Consider the following 18,768-nt stretch of genomic DNA (forward strand, 5'->3'; position numbering starts at 1 on the left):
AAAAACAACGGCGCTGGAACCCTGGGTTCCAGCGCCGTTTCCGTATGACGCATGCATCCGGAAGCATCCGCGGATCGTGCGATCCGTTTTTCCGGGCAGGCCCTAAAGCTGCCGGGGATGCTGCCGTTATTGGTATCAGCAGCGGTACTGCGGCGCCCTACGCCACTCCACTGCACTCAGTACCGGTCAGGTTGAGCTGCCGGATCAAACGCCAAAAAGGAATCCGAATCATGGCACAAGTCATCAACACCAACATCATGTCGCTGAACGCCCAGCGCAACCTGAACACCAGCGCCACCAGCCTGGCGACCAGCATCCAGCGCCTGTCCTCGGGCATGCGCATCAACAGCGCCAAGGATGACGCCGCCGGCCTGGCGATTTCCGAGCGCTTCACCACCCAGATCCGCGGCCTGGACGTTGCCACCCGCAACGCCAACGACGGCATCTCGCTGGCGCAGACCGCCGAAGGCGCTATGGTCGAAATCGGCAACAACCTGCAGCGTATCCGCGAACTGGCCGTGCAGTCGGCCAACGCCACCAACTCCGGCACCGACCGCGACGCACTGAACGCCGAAGTCAACCAGCTGCTGAAGGAAATCGACCGCGTCGCCAACCAGACCAGCTTCAACGGCACCAAGCTGCTGGACGGCAGCTTCACCGGCGCGCTGTTCCAGGTCGGCGCCGACGCCGGCCAGACCATCGGCATCAACAACATCGTCGATTCGCGCACCGCCAACCTGGGCAAGATGAACTTCGCCTCCGACACCACCGCCGTCAACGTGGTTGCCGCGACCGCTTCGGGCGTCGCCGCCGCCGCCGGCAAGATCTCGGGCGTCAAGATCAGCGTGCAGCAGGTCGGCGCCAGCGCGGCGCAGACGATCAACATCGACGACGTCAAGTTCAATGCCGGCGACAGCGTCAAGACCATCAACCAGAAGGTCGCCACCGCCATCAACGACAAGATGGACCAGACCGGCGTCTACGCCACCCTGGACAGCGCCGGCGCGGTCAAGCTGCAGGCGGTCAAGGGCAACCAGTACACCACCGGCTTCACCTTCGGCACCATCACCGACGCCGTCACCGGCCAGGCCACCGGCGTGACCGCGGGTGCCACCGCCTTCACCGCCCAGACCGCCGCCGCGGTGACCGCCCCGGCCCAGGAAACGGTCGCCGGCAAGATGGACATCTCCTCCTTCGTCGGCGCCCAGCGCGCCCTGGAAGTGGTGGACAAGGCGCTGACCGCGGTCAACAGCTCGCGCGCCGACATGGGTGCGATCCAGAACCGCTTCAGCTCCACCATCGCCAACCTGGCCACCACCTCGGAAAACCTGTCCGCTTCGCGCAGCCGCATCCGCGACGCCGACTACGCCAAGGAAACGGCCGAGATGACCCGCACGCAGATCCTGCAGCAGGCAGGCACCGCGATGCTGAGCCAGGCCAACAGCTCGACCCAGAACGTGCTCAGCCTGCTGCGCTGATCCGTCGGGGTCAGCCCGACCAGGCCATGACCCGAAGCCCCCGCCAGCGATGGCGGGGGCTTCATCCATTTGCAGCCGCGAAGGCCGCCGCCCGGTCCGGCGGCGGGCCCCGGGGGCGCTCCCGGCACGGGACTTGCACCCAAGGCGGGACCCAAAGCCGTCCCCGGGCTAAAGAAGCCCCGGCACGTGCCGATATCCGGGATGCCTGCAAGGGTGTCCATTTGCGCAAAAGGAATCCAGATGGCCTCGTCCTCCCTCTCCGTCGTCGGCTCCGGCCTGGACATCCCCACCCTCGTCTCGCAGCTGGTCGCCAACGAGCGCAAGCCGGCCGCCGACCGCATCAATACCCAGGGATCGACGGTCACCGCCAAACTTTCGGCGCTGGGCAGCATCAAGAGCTCGCTGAGCAGCATGCAGTCGGCGCTGGATGCGCTGGTCAAGGGCGCCAGCAACCAGGCCTACAAGACCTCGGTTCCGGAAGGCAGCGGCTTCGGCGCGACCGTGGTGACCGATGCCACCACCGGCAAGACCCTGGCGGTGGCCGGCTCCTACAACGTCGAAGTGCTGAGCCTGGCGCAACCGCAGAAGCTCAGTTCCGGGGCGTTCGCCGCCGATGCGGCGGTCGGTGACGGCACCCTGAAGATCGCCTGGGACGACAAGTCGATCGACGTCGAGATCAAGCCCGGCAGCACCCTGGCCGACATCGCCGCGGCGATCAACAAGAGCGCCAACGGCAAGGGCGTCAACGCCACCGTCATCACCGCCAGCGACGGCCAGCACCTGGTGCTCAATGCCGTGGACGCGGGCACCAAGGGCGCCCTGACCGTCTCGGCCAGCGGCGGCAACGGTGGGCTTTCCGCCCTGACCTGGGACGGCACCAGCGGCGGCCTCGCCCAGACCGTGGCCGCCACCAATGCCCGGGTGCGGGTGGACGGCTTCGAACGCGAGTCCAGCAGCAACAGCATCAGCGACCTGATCCCCGGCATCACCCTCAACCTGAACAAGGCCGAGGAAGGCACCACCAGGACCCTGACCGTCAGCCAGGACAACGCGCCGCTGAAGATCAACCTGCAGGCCTTCGTCAGCGCCTACAACGCCTCGGTCAACCTGCTCAAGAACTCCAGCGCCTACGACGCCACCAACAAGCGCGCATCGACCCTGACCGGCGACTCGCTGGTGCGCGGCCTGCAGCAGCAGCTGCGCGGCCAGCTCAGCGCCAACGTCGTGGACATGAAGGCGCTGGGGCTGACCATCAACACCGACGGCACCCTGGCGCTGAATGCCAGCACGTTCGACAAGACCCTGGCCGAGAACCCGAACGCGGCCGCGCGCCTGCTGGGCAAGGACGGCACCCTGTCCGACGGCCTGTCCAAGCTGCTCAAGAGCAACCTGGACACCGGCACCGGCACCCTGACCCTGCGTACCGACGCGCTCAACAAGCAGATCAAGAAGCTGGAAAAGGACCTGGACGACCTCGACGCGCGCATGGAGAAGGTGTCGGCGCGCTACACCCGGCAGTTCACCGCGATGGACTCGCTGGTCGCGCAGATGCAGGGCACCAGCAACTACCTTGCCCAGCAGCTTGCTGCACTGCAGAAATAATCGTCCGTCATTCAAGTAAACGGCCATGACGGCCGATACACGGATACCACCCCATCATTGCCGACGCCGCCCGGACCGCGCGCCGGACAGGTCCCAGGAGACTCTCACCATGTACGGTTCCAGCCGCAACTACGCCGAGCAGTACCGCAAGGTCGGCGTGTCCACCAAGGTTGTGGATGCCGATCCGCACAAACTGGTGGCCCTGCTGTTCGAAGGGGCCGGCGAGCGCATCCGTCGCGCCGAGGCGTTTCTTGCCCAGGGCGACCAGGCGATGAAGGGCAAGGCCATCGGCGAAGCCTGCGCCATCATCGGCCACCTCAACGGCTCGCTCGACCACGAGGCCGGCGGCGAGATCGCCGGCAACCTCTCGGCACTGTACGACTACGTCATCCAGCGCCTGACCGAAGCCAACCTCAACAACGACGTGCTGGCCCTGCAGGAGTCGCTGTCGCTCATGGGCGAGATCGAGTCGGCCTGGAACGCGATCCCTTCCGACCAGCGCCAACGCCCCGCCGTCACCGGAGCCTGAGGACATGATGGACCCCGATCACACCCTGAAGGCCCTGCACGACGACCTGGAAGCGCTGCGCGTGGCGGTGGAGCAGGAAGACCACGCCCAGGCCGAGCGCATCGCCAACGGCCACGACCGCCGCCTGCGCGAGTTCGTGGAGGCCTGCGGCGCCCAGGCCGCGGCCAACGGCCTGCGCAACCTGCTGGCACTGCAGCAGTCGCTGATGGCCGACATGCTGGTACGTCGTGACATCGCCGCCGCGCGGCTGCGCGCCGGACGCCAGTCGGTGCGCGCCGCGCACGCCTACCAGCAGGCCGAATCGCTGGCATGAACGCGCCCGGCGCCAGCATCGTGCACCACCCGGCCGAGGTCGAGCTGTTCGAGGACACGCTGACCTGCGACGTCTCGCTGCCGGCGGTGTTCGAGCCGGGCAGCGGCGCGATCCGTGCCGGCGCGGCGGAAATGCTGTTGCGCAGCGTGGCGCTGGTGGAAGACTCGCGCGGCACCGACGATTCCGACGAGCGTGGTGCCGAAGGCAGCCAGCAACTGGCGCGGCTGGAAGCCCGCATGGACCTGGCCCTGGTGCTGCTGGGGCGCCTGCTGCGGCAATCCACCCAGGCCCTGCCGCTGCGCCCGGTGCGCTGGTCGCGCCGGGGCCTGCGGCTCGAACTGGGCCAGCGCACCGGCGCGGTCCAGGGCAGCGCCGGCATCGTGCGCCTGCAGCCGGCCGACTGGCTGCCCGACCACATCGAACTGCCGGTACAGGTGCTGGGCGAAGCCGCCTCGGGCAACGGCGGGCTCTACCTGTGGCTGCGCCTGCAGAGTACCGGCGACGCGCTGGACACCGCGCTGGAACGCCACCTGTTCCGCCTGCACCGGCGCCAGGTCGCCGACAGCCGGCGCCCGCGTTGATCCGCCCGTTCATGACCTTTGCCGCTTGGCGCGCACGCGCGCGCTCGGCTAAGGTGCGGCCATTCCCAAGCGGTGCCCGTGGCCGTGCGTGTCCTGATCGTCGATGACCATACGCTGGTGCGTGCCGGCCTGTGCCGCCTGCTGCAGACGTTCGGCGGTGTGCTCGTGGTCGGCGAAGCCAGCAACGCCGACCAGGCGCTGGAACTGGCCGTGCAGCATCACCCCGAGGTGGTGCTGATGGACCTTTCCCTGCCCGGCCGCAGCGGCCTAGAAGCCCTGTCCGACATCCGCCGCCGGGTGCCGCAGGCGCGCGTGGTGATGATGTCGATGCACGACGACACCGCGCACGTGCGCGATGCGCTGGACCGCGGCGCGGTCGGGTTCGTGGTCAAGGATGCCGCCCCGCAGGAGCTGGAGGTTGCCCTGCGCGCGGCCCATTCCGGGCAGGTGTTCCTGAGCCCGCAGATCTCCACGCGGATGCTCGCGCCCATGCTTGGTCGCGAACGCCCCACCGGCATCGCCGCACTGTCGCCGCGCCAGCGGCAGATCCTGCGCCAGCTCGGCAATGGCCGTACCACCAAGGAAATCGCCGCCGAGCTGGGGATCAGCGTGAAGACGGTCGAGACCCACCGCGCGCGCATGATGGAAGCCCTGGGCTGCCGTCGCGCAAACGACCTGCTGCTGCTGGCGGTGCGCCACCAGCAGGAACTCGCCTGAACCGGTGACGTTGGCCGGCGTTGGAATCGCGTCACAGATTCGGAAATCCGGCGCCTGCTGCGTCAGAATTCCGTAAGTCCTTGATACGCAAAACCCCGGCTCCACGGCCGCGACAGATTAATGACGAAATGTAGGGTGAATCCTTACGTCGTGTCAGGTGCATCCCTGACGGCGCAGGGTTTTCTCCTATTCATTCCCTGACACCCCCTACGCAAGATGTGTTCCATCACGGTCGCGTCACATGGCGGCCACGGGGATCAGACGACATGAAAGCCACGCTCGCCACCCAGCTCGGGCAACAGCTCCACCTCACGCCCGCCCTGCTGCAGTCCATCCGCCTGCTGCAGCTCAATGGCCTGCAGCTGGAGCAGGAGATCCGCCAGGTACTGGAGAACAACCCGCTGCTGGAGATCGAGGAAGACGCCGCCCCCGGCGTGGCAGAAGCCACCACCGACGGCGACCCGCAGCTGGAGACCGCCGCGTTCGACGAACTGCCGGAGAGCTCGATGTGGGACGTGGCCGGCGCCAGCTGGAACGACGCCGACGAGGACCGTACCGCGCGCCTGGCGATGGGCGAGTCCAGCGACCCGCACCTGCGCATCCTGCAGGCACTGTCGCTGGACCTGGACGAGGGTGACCTGGCGATCGCCGCGTTCTGGCTGGAGCATTGCGACGACGCCGGCTACCTGCAGGCGCCGCTGCCGCAGCTGACCCTGCTGGCCAGCGCCCGCTTCGACCGCGACGGCGCGCATGTGGAGAGCATCCGCCAGCGCCTGCTGCAGGGCGAACCGGCCGGCATGGCCGCGCGCGACCTCCGCGAGTGCCTGCAGGCGCAGCTGGCCGCCATGCCCGGCACGGTGCCGGCCCGGCACCTGGCGGCGCGGCTGCTGGGCGAGGATCTGCAGTTGCTGGCCAGCCACGACTATGCCGCCATCGCGCGCCAGCTCGATGCCGAACAGGCCGATGTGCTCGAAGCGTTCCGCCTGGTCCTGTCGCTGCAGCCGCGCCCCGGCGACACGCTGCAGCCGCAGGCCGACGCGGCGGTCATTCCGGAAGTGGTGGCCTGGCGCGCCGACGGCCAGTGGCGGGTGGCGCTGAATCCGGCCACCACGCCGCGCGTGAGCCTCAACCCGGCCTACGAACGCGCCCTGGTCGCCAGCGAAGGCAGCGCCGCTACCCAGCCGATGCGCGAGATGCTGCAGGAAGCGCGCTGGTTCACCCGTGGCCTGTCCATGCGCTACGACACCCTGCTGCGCACCGCGCGGGTCATCGTCGAACGCCAGGCCGCGTTCCTGGCCGAGGGCGAGGAAGCCATGGCGCCGCTGACCCTGAAGGAAGTGGCCGACGCCATCGGCATGCACGAGTCCACCGTCTCGCGCATCACCTCCGGCAAGTTCATGCAGACCCCGCGCGGCACCTTCGAGCTGAAGCACTTCTTCGCCGTGCGCCTGGACGGCGCCAGCATCTCCGGGCAGGCGGTCAAGGCGATGGTGCGGCGGCTGATCGAATCCGAGCCGCCGGCACGCCCGCTCGCCGACGAGGCCATCGCCGAACTGCTGTCGCGGCAGGGGGTCAACATCGCCCGTCGCACCGTGGCGAAATACCGCGAACAGCTGGACATCGCCCCGGCACGCGAGCGGAAGCGGCACAATGCGCGTCCGTTGCTGGCCCGCGTAGGCTGATCCGAGGAATCCAATGAGCAAGCTCACCGTTCTGCTGGTCGACGACCATGAAGGCTTCATCAACGCGGCCATGCGCCATTTCCGCAAGGTCGACTGGCTGCAGGTCGTCGGCAGCGCCGCCAACGGGCTGGAGGCGATCGAGCGCTCCGAGGCGTTGCGCCCGCAGGTGGTGCTGATGGACCTGGCGATGCCGGAGATGGGCGGGCTGCAGGCCACGCGCCTGATCAAGACCCAGGACGAGCCGCCGTACATCGTGATCGCCAGCCATTTCGACGACGCCGAGCACCGCGAGCACGCCCAGCGCGCCGGCGCCGACAATTTCGTCAGCAAGCTGTCCTACATCCAGGAGGTCATGCCGATCCTGGAAGGCGTACGGCAGGAACAGGGCCATGAGTGAATCGCGCATCCTCGTGATCGACAGCGAGGGCGTCCGTGCCGAGCGTACGGTGGCGCTGCTGGAGTTCATGGACCTCAACCCGCGCTGGGTCACCGACGTGGGCGACATCGACACCAGCCGCCACCGGGTCAACGACTGGATGGCGCTGGTGGTGGGCACCATCGAGGATCCGGCACGGGCCGCGCCGTTCTTCAACTGGCTGGCCGGCACCGGTATGCCGCCGGTGCTGCTGGCCGAGAGCGACCCGCTGGCGTTCGCGCGCCATTACGGCCTGCACGAGGCCAATGTCTGGCCGCTCGAACAGCCCATGCGCCATGCGCAGATGGAGGCGTTGCTGCGCCGCGCCAGCCTCAAGCGGCTGGACGCCGAGCACCATTCCGGCGGCGGCGAGGACACCGGCCCCACCGGCACCAGTCCGGCGGTGACCGAGCTGCGCCAGCTGATCGAACAGGTCGCCGGGTTCGACACCACGGTGCTGGTGCTCGGCGAATCGGGCACCGGCAAGGAAGTGGTGTCACGCGCCATCCACCTGCGCTCGCCGCGCCGCGACGGCCCGTTCGTGGCCATCAACTGTGGCGCGATCCCGCCGGACCTGCTGGAAAGCGAGCTGTTCGGCCACGAGAAGGGTGCCTTCACCGGTGCGTTGAGCGCGCGCAAGGGCCGTTTCGAAATGGCCGAGGGTGGCACCCTGCTGCTGGACGAGATCGGCGACATGAGCCTGCCGATGCAGGTCAAGCTGCTGCGCGTGCTGCAGGAACGCAGCTTCGAGCGCGTCGGCGGCAACCAGACCATCCGCTGCAACGTGCGGGTGATCGCCGCCACCCACCGCAACCTGGAAACCCGCATCGCCGAAGGCAAGTTCCGCGAGGACCTGTTCTACCGCCTGAATGTGTTCCCGATCGACGTGCCGGCGCTGCGCGAACGCATCAGCGACATTCCGGCGCTGGTGGAGACCATCGCCGCGCAGCTGGCGCGTACCGGCCGTGGCGAGGTCCGCTTCGCCGCCGAAGCACTGCAGGCGCTGGCCGCCTATCGCTGGCCGGGCAACGTGCGCGAACTGACCAACCTGGTCGAGCGCCTGGCGGTGCTGCACCCGGGCGGGCTGGTGCGGGTCCAGGACCTGCCCGCGCGCTACCGCAGCGAGGCCGCCCCGCCGCCGGTGGCGCTGGATGACGAGCGGCCGCTGGCCAGCCTGTCGGCCAGCGTGCCGACGCCCGCCCCGGCCGCCGCCGGGGGCGGCACGGCGCCGGCACGGCTGCCCGACGATGGCCTGGACCTGCGCGACCACATGGCCGGCATCGAGCTGAAACTGATCAACGAGGCACTCGAACGCACCCAGGGCGTGGTCGCCCATGCCGCGCAGCTGCTCGGCCTGCGCCGCACCACCCTGGTGGAGAAGCTGCGCAAGTACGGGATCGACCGCGAGCAGAACGAAACCCCCTGACGCCCCCGCCGCGGGAGCCGACTCCCGCTGCCGGGCACGCCGCTTGCAGGACATCGGTGGGCGCCCCTGGCCCGTACCGGACAAGGGCGGGAGGCGCATGCCGCATACGATCGCAGGAGATACCGAACAATGGCGCTTGCCATGGACCTTGATGCCGACGACGCGGCCCATGCCGACCTGGCCGACACCCGGTTCGTGCACCTGCGGCACCCCGGCGACAGCAACCTGATCCACCTGTCGCGCAGGGACCCGCAACTGAAGGCGCTGCTGCTGCATCTGGTCGGCCAGGGCTTCCTGGTCTACAAGTTCAGCAACGACGACGGCGCCGTGACCTCGTTCGTGCATGCCAAGGCGGCGCCCCGGTTCTGGGCCAGGCATACACAGTTCGGCCTGCGCGAGCACGACGGCGTCTGCTACCTGCTGGAAAAGCCGGCACATGCCCCGGCGCGGCGCCTGCTGGTGGTCTTTTCCAGCATGTCGCAGGTCGACCAGATGTACGAGGCCGGGTTCTCGGCGCGCTACCTCGCACGGAACCTGAGCCAGGCGCCGAAGTACATGCCGTGGGATACGGCGATCCTGCGCATCGCCGACCTCGGCGGCGTGGTCGGCGCGTTCTACACCGATACGCTGGCGCAGCCGGACAACGAGGCCCGCGTGTCCGCATTGATCACCCGGGTGATGGCCGAGCTGGACATCGAGCCGCGGCACACGGTCCTGTACGGCGCCTCCAAGGGCGGCTCCGGCGCCCTGCTGCATTCGCTGCGCACCGGGTTGAACGCGGTCTGCGTGGAGCCGATCCTGTCCGACGACTACTACGTGCGCCGCTATCGCGACTCGCATTTCACCTGCGGCGTGTTCCCGCGCGACAAGCGCGAGCTGTTCAGCGCGGCCCTGGCCACGGCCTGCCCGCCGGCACGCCGGCTGCTGATCTACTCCAGCCAGTCGCCGCAGCTGCCCTACATCCGCGATATCGCCATGGCCTCGGCGGAAGGCCGGAACATGGCCTTCATCGACGTGCAGAACCCGGCGATCAGCGACCACCCGGATGTGGCGCCGGCGTCGCTGGGGCTGCAGGTGACCCTGCTCAACCAGTTGCTGTGCGGGGTCGATGTCGATCCTGCCCAGCTCGACGCGCTGCGCGCCGCGAACCGGTCCTGAGTGGAGCCGCCGATGCCTGTCGACCCCCGCCTGGCCGAGCGTTTCCTGCGCGTGCGCACGCGCCTGCCCGGCGTGCCCGAGCTGCCCACCCGCAGCTTCGGTCCGGATGAGGACCGCTGGTACAGCTACAAGTTCACCGCGCTGGACGAGGCGGTGCGCGACGTGCGCCTGCCGGGCGATTTCCTGCAACTGGGTGTGTTCAAGGGCCAGTGCGCACGCTTCCTGCATGCGCGCATGCCGGCCGGGCGCAGGCTGTACCTGCTGGACAGCTTCGAGGGGCTGCCCGAGGACTGGATGGGCGCGTGGCGCAAGGGCGCCTTCGCGCTGGCGCCGGAAGACATCCCGGTGTTCGAGGCCGCCAATGTCGAGGTGGTGCCGGGCTGGTTCAGCGACACCGTCGACGGCGTGGCCGCACGGCTGGACGCCCCGCTGGCGCTGATCCATGCCGATGCCGACCTGTACAGCTCCACGCTTGAGGCGCTGGCCGGCCTGGAGGCGCGGATCGCGCCGGGCACGGTGATCCTGTTCGACGAGTACTTCATGCAGGCCGGGGACGACTTCCGCGACGACGAACACCGCGCCCTGCTCGACTGGTGCCAGCGGTACGACCGCGACTTCGAATACCTGTGGAAATCGGAATGGGTCCAGGTGGCGGTCCGGATCACCCGCTGACCGCGCCGGCGGCGGTTGCCGGCATGCACCTTGCATGCCCCCGGCCATCAACGTTCGCACGGAATCCGGCATGACCATCGTCCTGACCTACGGCACCTTCGACCTGCTGCATATCGGTCATGTCAACCTGCTGCGGCGCGCGCGGGCATTGGGCAGCTCGCTGGTCGTGGGCCTGTCCTCGGACAGCTTCAATGCGATCAAGGACAAGCGCGCCACGCAGAGCTATTCCGACCGCGAAGCGGTGCTGCGCGCCATCCGCTACGTCGACGACGTGTTCCCTGAGGACAGCTGGGAACAGAAGGCCGACGACATCCGCCGGCTCGGCGCGGACGTCCTGGTGATGGGCTCGGACTGGCGGGGCCATTTCGACGAGCTGTCGCGCTACTGCCAGGTCCGCTACCTGCCGCGTACCGAGAACATCTCCAGCTCCGCCCTCAAGGCCAGCATCCGCTCGATGCAGTAAGCGGCAGCGTCCCGATGAACGACACCACCGCCATCCCGTCCCCGGCCCCGGCTGCCGCCGAGGCCGGCGCTGCCCAGCAGCCGGCCGTGCCGGCATGGTTCGACGCGGACTTCTACCGCGCCGGCAACCCGGATCTTGCCGGTACCGACGACGGCGCGTGGGAGCACTTCCGCGACCACGGCTGGCGTGAGTACCGCAACCCGTCGGCCACGTTCGACCTGTGGTGGTACCAGGCCATGCACCTGGAGGGCGACCATCGCCGCGACCCGGTGGCGCACTACGCCCGCATCGGCCAGGCGCAGGGCCTGCAGACCAGCCTGGCCGCTGGCGAACGCCTGGAGGTGGCCGCCAAGACCCGCTTCAACCTGCGCACGCTGGCACTGCTCGAGGCCCTGGACGCGCCGGGCACGGTGTTCGCCCGCATCGCTGCCAACCTGGCGCGGATGCAGTTGTGGGACGTGGCCGACATGTTCGCGGTGTGCGCCTGCGACCTGCAGCCCGGGGTCGCCGCGCACCACGCGCTGCTCGGCTCGATCGTGGCCCGGCGCAATGGCTGGCGGCGGGTGGTGACCGCGCTGCGCACCGCCACCGCCCTGCAGGACGACCGCGCCGACTGGTTCCATGAGCTGGGCGTGGCCTGCGAGCGCCTGGGCTGGCTGGACGATGCCGCCAGCGCCTACGCCCGGGCACTGGCGCTGGACGGATGCAACACCGATACCCATTACCGGCTCGGCCGCGTGGAAGAACGGCGCGGGCATCCCCAGGCCGCCGAGGCCTGCTACGCCCGCGCCATCGCTTCGGATGCGGACGCGGCGGTACTGGGCATCGGCCTGTGGCATGAGCGGGAGAAGGACTGGGCCGGCGCCGAGTGTGCCTACCGGCAGCGCCTGCAGCAGCCGGGCCAGGCCGGCAATGCGCCACTGCGTTTCGCCCATGGCCGCCTGCTGGAGATGCTGCACCGCTGGGAAGAGGCCGTGGAGGCCTACCGCGCCGCGCTCGCGCTGCAGCCATCGCAACCGGAATGGCACTACCGCCACGGCTGGATGCTGGAGCGCCTGCAGCGCCCGGCCGACGCAGCCGCGGCCTACGCGCGCGCCCTGGCGCTGCGCGAGGATGGCGACTGGCGCTACCGGCAGGGCGTATGCCTGCATGCCAGCGGCGATACCGGCGCGGCGATCGCGGCATGGCTGCAATGCCTGCCGCAGGAGCCGCAGGCCCTGCCCGCCGCGGACCCGGATACGGCACGGCAGCGCCAGGCGTGGAGCGAGCGGCTGTGCATCGACAGGGTCGACGCGCACGCGCACGTCGAGCTCGGCCAGGCCTGCGAGCGCCTGGGCCTTGACGCCGAGGCCGCCGCGGCCTACCACGCCGCCGCTGCCCGCCATGACACCCACTGCCCGCGCCTGCACTACCGCCTGGGCGTGGTCCTGCACCGCGCCGGGCGCGATGCCGAAGCCTGCCTGGCGTTCCTCGACACCCGCCTGTTCCGGCGCGACTTCGACATTGTTCCCGAGGACACCGGCAACCCGGCCCAGTCCGCGCGCGACATCAAGCTCGAGTACGCCGAGTTCATCGAGACCCTGCCGGTCCGCGACGAGGTGGTCCTGTACGAAAGCTTCCATGGCGACTCGGTGAGCTGCAACCCGCTGGCGGTGTTCCGCGCGGCGCGCGCGCACCTGGCCGGGCGCGGCATGCTGCATGTCTGGGCGGTCAAGCCGCACGCGGTCATTCCGCCGGACCTGGCCGCCGCGCCGGACGTGGTCTTCGTCCGCCATGGCAGCCCCCTGTACGCGCGTTACCTGGCCACCGCCGGCTGGCTGGTGAACAACAACACGTTCATGCCGTACTTCGTGCGGCGCCCGCAGCAGCGCTATCTCAACACCTGGCACGGCACGCCGCTGAAGAAGCTGGGTGCCGATATTCCCGGTGCCCTGTTCGACCACAAGAACGCCGTGCGCAACCTGCTGCAGGCCACGCACCTGGCAATGCCCAACGCCTTCACCCGGCAGGTGCTGCTCGAGTCGATGCAGGTGGCCGAGGTGATCGGCGGCCGCATCGCCGACACCGGCCAGCCGCGGATCGACCTGATGCTCGACGCCGACGCCCACGCCCGTGCGCGGATCAGGCAGCGCCTGGGCCTGGATGCCGATGCGCGCATCGTCCTGTACGCCCCTACCTGGCGCGGCAGCCTGGACGGCGCGTCGCTGGATGCCGAGCTGGTGTCCGGCGCGATCGCACGCCTGGCCGGGCATGGCGCCACCGTGCTGTTCAGTGGCCACCACATGGTGGCCCGCAAGCTCGGGCCGCTGCCGGAAGGCGCGATGCCGGTGCCGGCCGGAACCGACATCACCGAGCTAATGGCGGTGGTGGACGTGCTGGTCACCGACTACTCCTCGATCCTGTTCGATTTCCTGCCCAGCGGCCGCCCGGTGGTGCTGTACGTTCCGGACCTGGAGCAATACCGCCGCGAGCGCGGGCTGTACTTCGACATCGACACCCTGCCGGTGCAGGCCTGCCACACCGCCGACGCGCTCGAACAGGCGCTGTCGCAGGCGCTGGCCGCGCGCACGCCCGGGCATGACGATGCGGCCCGGCGCGAGGCCGCGCGCCAGGCGTACTGGCCGCTGGAGGACGGTGGATCGGCGGCGCGGACCGTCCGCTTCTTCTTCGAAGGCGATACCCGGCATGAGGTCGCCAGGCCACCGCGGAGCAAGCGCACCCTGCTGTTCCAGGTCGGCAATTTCAGCCCCAACGGGGTGACCGCTTCGTTCAACCGCCTGGCCGGGTCGATCGACCCGTCGAAGATGGCATTGACCGTGATCGTCGACCCGTGGACGCTGGAAAGCTACCCGCAGCGCATGGAGCGCTTCGCCGAGCTGCCCGCGCACGTGGCGCGCTGGGGGCGCATCAGCTTCCCGGTGGCCAACCGCGAGCAGGCGTGGCTCAGTACCCGCCAGGGCAGCCGCGAAGTGCTCAACCCGCGCCAGATGGCATTGCTGCAGACCTATTACGTCCGCGAGTACGCGCGCCAGTTCGGCAGCGCCGATTTCGACGCGGTGGTGGATTTTTCCGGCTATGCGGCGTTCTGGACCGCCTTGTTCGCACGCGGCCGCCCACCGGGAACGCGCTGCGTGGCGTACCTGCACAACGACATGGAACAGGAATTCCGCAGCCGTCACCCGCAGCTGGCCAAGGTATTCGAGCAGTACCCGCTGTGCGACGCGCTGATATCGGTGTCCGACAGCCTGGATGCGGTCAACCGGCGCCGCTTTGGCCCGGTACCGGGCCAGCAGGCCGATCGCTTCCACAGCGTCGACAACTGCATCGACCCCGCGTTCATCCGGCGCCATGCGCGGGAGCCGCTCCCGGCCGGGCTCGCCGACTGGCGTGATGGCCATGTACTGCTGGGGACGGTGGGCCGGCTGTCGCCGGAGAAAGGCCATCGCCGGCTGCTGGACGCCTTCGCGCAGGTGCGCCGCCGCCACCCGCGGGTGCGCCTGGTGATCGTCGGCGAGGGCCCGGAACGGCCGCTGCTGCAGCAGCGCATCGCCGAGCTGGGGCTGGAGCACGACGTGCTGCTCACCGGCGCGCTGGCCAACCCCTACCCGGTGATGCGCGCGCTCGACCTGTTCGTGCTGTCCTCGCACTACGAGGGCCAGGGCATCGTCCTGCTCGAGGCATTGACGCTCGGCCGCCCGGTGCTGTCCACCGACATTCCCGGCCCGCGCAGCGTACTGGGCGGAGGCTGCGGCGCACTGGTACCGGACTCGACCGAAGGACTGGCCCAGGGCATGGGCGCCTGGCTGGAGCACCCGCACGTGGCCGCGGCCTGGGACGCCGAAGCCTACTCGCAACGCGCACTGGCCCAGTTCGAGCGCGCCGTGGCGGGCATCGGCTGAGATGGCCGCGCGCATCCACGTACTGGTGTTCCCCTGCGGTTCGGAGATCGGGCTGGAGATCCATGCCGCCCTGCGCCAGGCCAAGGACATCGTCCTGCACGGGGCATCGTCGGTGGACGATCACGGCGAGTTCGTCTATCGCCGCTACCGGCGCATCGCAGCCGATACCCGTTCCGGCGATCTCGTCGCCGAACTCAACGCCCTGATCGACGAATGGGGCATCGACCTGGTGGTGCCCGCGCACGACGACGTGATTCCGCTGCTGGCCGCGCAGCGCGGGCGGCTGCGCGCCGCCGCCGCGGTGCCCGACGCCGGACTGGCGATGCTGTGCCGGGACAAACGCGCGACCTACGCACGCCTGCGCCCGCTGGGCATCGTGCCCGCGGACGCCGGCCCGGTGGGCGGCCACTATCCGCTGTTCGCCAAGCCGGCCATCGGCCAGGGCAGCCGCGGCGCCGAGCGCGTCGACGACGCACACCGCCACCGCCAGCTGCTGGAAGCCGGCGAACCCTACGTATTCAGCGAATACCTGCCCGGCGAGGAATACACGGTGGACTGCCTGTCGGCCGCCGACGGCCGCCTGCTGCATGCCGCGCCGCGGTGCCGGGCCCGCACCCGCAACGGCATCAGCGTGCGCACCGAGCCGGCCGACGTACCCGACCTGGTGGCGATGGCCGCGGCGATCGCGGGCGAACTGCGGCTGCGCGGGGCCTGGTTCTTCCAGGCGCGGCGCGACGTCCACGGCGTGCCCAGGCTGCTCGAGGTCGCGCCGCGGATCGCCGGTTCCATGGCGCTGTCGCGGATGCGCGGCGTCAACTTCGCCCTGCTCCATGTCTATGCGTACCTGGATCGCCCGTTCTCGGTGCTGCCGCTGGACCACGCGGTCCAGCTCGACCGCGCGCTCGGCAACCGCTACCGCACCGGGCTGCACTACCGCCGCGTCTACCTGGACCTGGACGACACCCTGATCCTCGACGGCAAGGTCAACCCGATCATCGCCGCCCTGCTCTACCAGTGGAGCGCGGCGGACATCGAGGTGGTGCTGCTGACCCGCCACCGCGCCTGCCCGCGCCAGACCCTGGAACAGCACCGGCTGTGCCCGGCACTGTTCGCGCGGATCGTGCACCTGCGCGACGGCTCAGCGAAAAGTGCCGCCATCGCCAGCGATCTGCCAGCGATTTTCATCGACGACGCCTTCAGCGAACGCCGGGAGGTGCGGGAAGCCACCGGCATCCCGGTCTTCGACCTGGATGCCGTCGAGCAGCTGCTGGACACCCGCAGCTGACATCGGCCCGGCCCGGCACATACGGGCGCGCGGCTGGAACGGGTCTTGCATCGGAACCAGCGCCGCGCAGGCATGCCGAACCAGAGCCCTGGATGAAAACCAAGCCCGTCCACGTCACCAGCCCCCTCCTGCCACCGCTGGAGGAGTTCATCCCGTACCTGGAGCGGATCTGGGAAAGCCGCATCCTGACCAACGCCGGCAGCATGCATCAGGCGCTGGAGAAGGCGTTGTGCAGCTATCTGGGGGTCAAGCACATCGCCCTGTTCGCCAACGGCACGCTGGCCCTGGTCACCGCGCTGCAGGCACTGCGCATCACCGGCGAGGTCATCACCACCCCCTATTCCTTCGTGGCCACCGCGCACTCGCTGCTGTGGAACGGCGTCAAGCCGGTGTTCGTGGACATCGACCCGGAAACACTCAACCTGGATCCGGCCAAGATCGAGGCGGCGATCACCCCGCAGACCACGGCGATCATGCCGGTGCACTGCTATGGCACGCCCTGCGACGTATCGGCCATCGCCCGCATCGCCGACACCTACAACCTGAAGGTCATTTACGACGCTGCCCATGCCTTCGCGGTGCGCGACGCACGCGGCAGCGTGCTGCGCCACGGCGACCTGTCGATCCTCAGTTTCCACGCCACCAAGGTGTTCAACACCTTCGAGGGCGGCGCCATCGTATGCCCGGACGCGCGCACCAAGCAGCGCATCGACCACCTCAAGAACTTCGGCTTCGTCAACGAGACCACCGTGGTCGCCCCCGGCATCAACGGCAAGATGCACGAGGTCAGCGCCGCCTTCGGGCTGCTGCAGCTCCGGCACATCGACCGCGCCCTGGCGCGGCGTGCCGAGATCGATGCGCAGTACCGCCAGCGCCTGTCCGCGATCCGCGGCCTGCACTGCCTGCCCAGGGTCAGCCGGGACATGGGCAACCATGCCTACTTCCCGGTGATGATCGACGAGGATTTCCCGATCAGCCGCGATGCGCTCTACCAGCTCATGCGCGCGCAGAACATCCTGGTACGGCGCTATTTCCACCCGCTGATCAGCGAGTTCCCGATGTACCGGGGCCTGCCCTCGGCAACCCCGGGCAACCTGCCGGTCGCGCACGCCGCCGCACGCCGCGTGCTGTGCCTGCCGATCCACCCGGACCTCGCCTCCGCCGAGGTCGACCGGGTATGTGACCTGATCGTTGCGCAGTTGCGCATGCATGCGGCATGACCCGGCCCGGGACACGCCCGTTGCTGCACCACCGCCGGATCGTGGATGCCCGGCTGGGCGTCCCCCTGCTGGCGCTGTGGCGGGTACTGGACTGGGTACTGCCCAAGCGCAGTGAACGCTGGGCATTTTTCGACCACCCGCTCAAGCGCGGGCAGTTCATCGAGAACGCGCGTGCGGTGTACGAACAGGTGCGCGACGACCCGCGCGTGCAGATCCGCATATTCGTGCGCGGCGGCCATCGCCCGCGCGGCATCGAGGAGTCGGCGCGCGTGCGGATCGTGGCCCTGGACACCCTGGCCGGGCTGCTGGAACTGGCCCGCTGCGGGGTCCTGCTGCTGACCAACTCCACCGCGCTGGACATGTCGCTGGCCTGGCGCGACGGCGGCCATGGCGCGCCGCGGCCCGCGCTGCGCCGCAGGCTGGTGGTCAACCTCTGGCACGGCATTCCGCTCAAGCGGCTGTTCGCCCTGGCCAATCCCAGCCAGCGCCGGCACGGCGACCGCGACCGTTTCCGCCGTCGCGAGCGCCGCTTCTACACGGGGCTGGTGGCGTCATCGGAAGTGGATGCCAATGCGATGGCAGCGATCTTCCATCCGATTCCGCCGGCCAACGTCTGGGTCACCGGACTGCCGCGCACCGATTTCCTGCGCATGCCCGAGGCCGAGCTGCCGGCCACGCTGCGCACCGAGCTGGCCCGGGTGCGCGCCCTGCGCCGCGGCCGCCGGCTGCTGCTCTATGCGCCCACCTACCGTGACGCCAGCGCCGCAGGCGACCGCGACTATGCCTTCAGCGACGCCGAAGTGGCGCGGCTGAAGCATCTGCTGCGGCGCCACGATGCGGTACTGGGGTTCCGCGGGCACTACGTGGCAGCCGCCAGGGCGGAACCGGGCCTGGCGCGCCACGCCGACGGTGACGCCATCGTCGACCTGGGCCATGCCGACTTCCACGAGATCGCGCCGCTGCTGCGCGAGAGCAGCCTGGTGCTGACCGACTACTCCTCGGTCTACATCGATGCGCTGTGCCTGGACCTGCCGGTGATCGGCTTCGCCCATGACCTGGACGACTACCGGCAGCGCCAGAACGGCCTGCTGTACGACCTGGACCTGGCGTTCCCGGGGCCGGTGACGACCACGTTCGATGCCCTGCTGGATGCGCTGGAAGCGCGCCTGGCGGCACCGCGCTTCGCGCCCGACGAGCGCTACCGCAATGCCCGCCGCCTGTTCTTCCGCCACGACGACGCCTGCAATGCGCGCCGGCTGGTGGAACGGATACACGACACTCTTGCCGGAACCCACGCCTGATGAATGCTTCCCCCGCCACCCCTCTGG

At 69.4% G+C, this 18,768-nt stretch carries 16 protein-coding genes; all 16 read left to right on the forward strand.

Annotation, left to right across the window (positions count from 1 at the left end; all coding sequences use genetic code 11):
• Positions 1 to 230: 230 nt before the first annotated feature.
• The 16 genes from QQA12_RS08550 (at position 231) to QQA12_RS08625 (ending at position 18,741) form a co-directional block, all read left to right on the forward strand.
• On the forward strand, positions 231 to 1,478 hold the full coding sequence (locus tag QQA12_RS08550; RefSeq protein WP_226049058.1) for a flagellin: 1,248 nt from the start codon (positions 231 to 233) through the stop codon (positions 1,476 to 1,478).
• Between the two features lie 240 nt (positions 1,479 to 1,718).
• Positions 1,719 to 3,080 (forward strand): flagellar filament capping protein FliD, encoded by a 1,362-nt coding sequence (fliD, locus tag QQA12_RS08555; protein ID WP_226049059.1) that lies wholly within the window; start codon positions 1,719 to 1,721, stop codon positions 3,078 to 3,080.
• Between the two features lie 109 nt (positions 3,081 to 3,189).
• Positions 3,190 to 3,609 (forward strand): flagellar export chaperone FliS, encoded by a 420-nt coding sequence (gene fliS, locus QQA12_RS08560; RefSeq protein WP_054665771.1) that lies wholly within the window; start codon positions 3,190 to 3,192, stop codon positions 3,607 to 3,609.
• Positions 3,610 to 3,613: 4 nt separating this feature from the next.
• Positions 3,614 to 3,922, forward strand: coding sequence for a hypothetical protein (locus QQA12_RS08565; RefSeq protein WP_182212854.1), 309 nt, complete (start codon positions 3,614 to 3,616; stop codon positions 3,920 to 3,922).
• A complete protein-coding gene (locus QQA12_RS08570; RefSeq protein WP_226049060.1) occupies positions 3,919 to 4,503 on the forward strand; it encodes a PilZ domain-containing protein in 585 nt (194 codons plus the stop codon). Before QQA12_RS08565 ends, QQA12_RS08570 begins: the two co-directional genes overlap by 4 nt.
• A gap of 84 nt (positions 4,504 to 4,587) precedes the next feature.
• Complete coding sequence (locus QQA12_RS08575) at positions 4,588 to 5,220, forward strand: response regulator transcription factor (protein WP_054668677.1); 633 nt, start codon at positions 4,588 to 4,590, stop codon at positions 5,218 to 5,220.
• Positions 5,221 to 5,486: 266 nt separating this feature from the next.
• Entirely contained in the window at positions 5,487 to 6,902 is a 1,416-nt protein-coding gene (gene rpoN, locus QQA12_RS08580) for an RNA polymerase factor sigma-54 (protein ID WP_226049061.1), read from the forward strand.
• Positions 6,903 to 6,915: 13 nt separating this feature from the next.
• Complete coding sequence (locus tag QQA12_RS08585) at positions 6,916 to 7,299, forward strand: response regulator transcription factor (protein WP_054665780.1); 384 nt, start codon at positions 6,916 to 6,918, stop codon at positions 7,297 to 7,299.
• Entirely contained in the window at positions 7,292 to 8,743 is a 1,452-nt protein-coding gene (locus tag QQA12_RS08590) for a sigma-54 dependent transcriptional regulator (RefSeq protein WP_226049062.1), read from the forward strand. The genes QQA12_RS08585 and QQA12_RS08590 overlap by 8 nt, the downstream gene beginning before the upstream one ends.
• Before the next feature lie 141 nt (positions 8,744 to 8,884).
• On the forward strand, positions 8,885 to 9,901 hold the full coding sequence (locus QQA12_RS08595) for an XcbB/CpsF family capsular polysaccharide biosynthesis protein (RefSeq protein WP_226049063.1): 1,017 nt from the start codon (positions 8,885 to 8,887) through the stop codon (positions 9,899 to 9,901).
• A 12-nt stretch (positions 9,902 to 9,913) separates the two neighbouring features.
• Positions 9,914 to 10,573: a TylF/MycF/NovP-related O-methyltransferase gene (locus tag QQA12_RS08600; protein WP_226049064.1), complete on the forward strand. Its 660-nt coding sequence runs from the start codon at positions 9,914 to 9,916 to the stop codon at positions 10,571 to 10,573.
• Positions 10,574 to 10,643: 70 nt separating this feature from the next.
• Positions 10,644 to 11,036, forward strand: a complete 393-nt coding sequence (locus tag QQA12_RS08605; protein WP_054665792.1) for an adenylyltransferase/cytidyltransferase family protein — start codon at positions 10,644 to 10,646, stop codon at positions 11,034 to 11,036.
• A 14-nt stretch (positions 11,037 to 11,050) separates the two neighbouring features.
• Positions 11,051 to 14,935, forward strand: a complete 3,885-nt coding sequence (locus QQA12_RS08610; protein ID WP_226049065.1) for a CDP-glycerol glycerophosphotransferase family protein — start codon at positions 11,051 to 11,053, stop codon at positions 14,933 to 14,935.
• Position 14,936: 1 nt separating this feature from the next.
• Positions 14,937 to 16,220, forward strand: a complete 1,284-nt coding sequence (locus QQA12_RS08615) for an ATP-grasp domain-containing protein (protein ID WP_226049066.1) — start codon at positions 14,937 to 14,939, stop codon at positions 16,218 to 16,220.
• Positions 16,221 to 16,312: 92 nt separating this feature from the next.
• Positions 16,313 to 17,440, forward strand: a complete 1,128-nt coding sequence (locus QQA12_RS08620) for a DegT/DnrJ/EryC1/StrS family aminotransferase (protein ID WP_226049067.1) — start codon at positions 16,313 to 16,315, stop codon at positions 17,438 to 17,440.
• Positions 17,437 to 18,741, forward strand: a complete 1,305-nt coding sequence (locus QQA12_RS08625; protein ID WP_226049068.1) for a CDP-glycerol glycerophosphotransferase family protein — start codon at positions 17,437 to 17,439, stop codon at positions 18,739 to 18,741. The genes QQA12_RS08620 and QQA12_RS08625 overlap by 4 nt, the downstream gene beginning before the upstream one ends.
• The last annotated feature ends 27 nt before the right edge of the window (positions 18,742 to 18,768 follow it).

This window comes from Stenotrophomonas sp. 17(2023) (genome assembly GCF_030345315.1).
In the GTDB taxonomy this organism is placed as follows: domain Bacteria; phylum Pseudomonadota; class Gammaproteobacteria; order Xanthomonadales; family Xanthomonadaceae; genus Stenotrophomonas; species Stenotrophomonas acidaminiphila.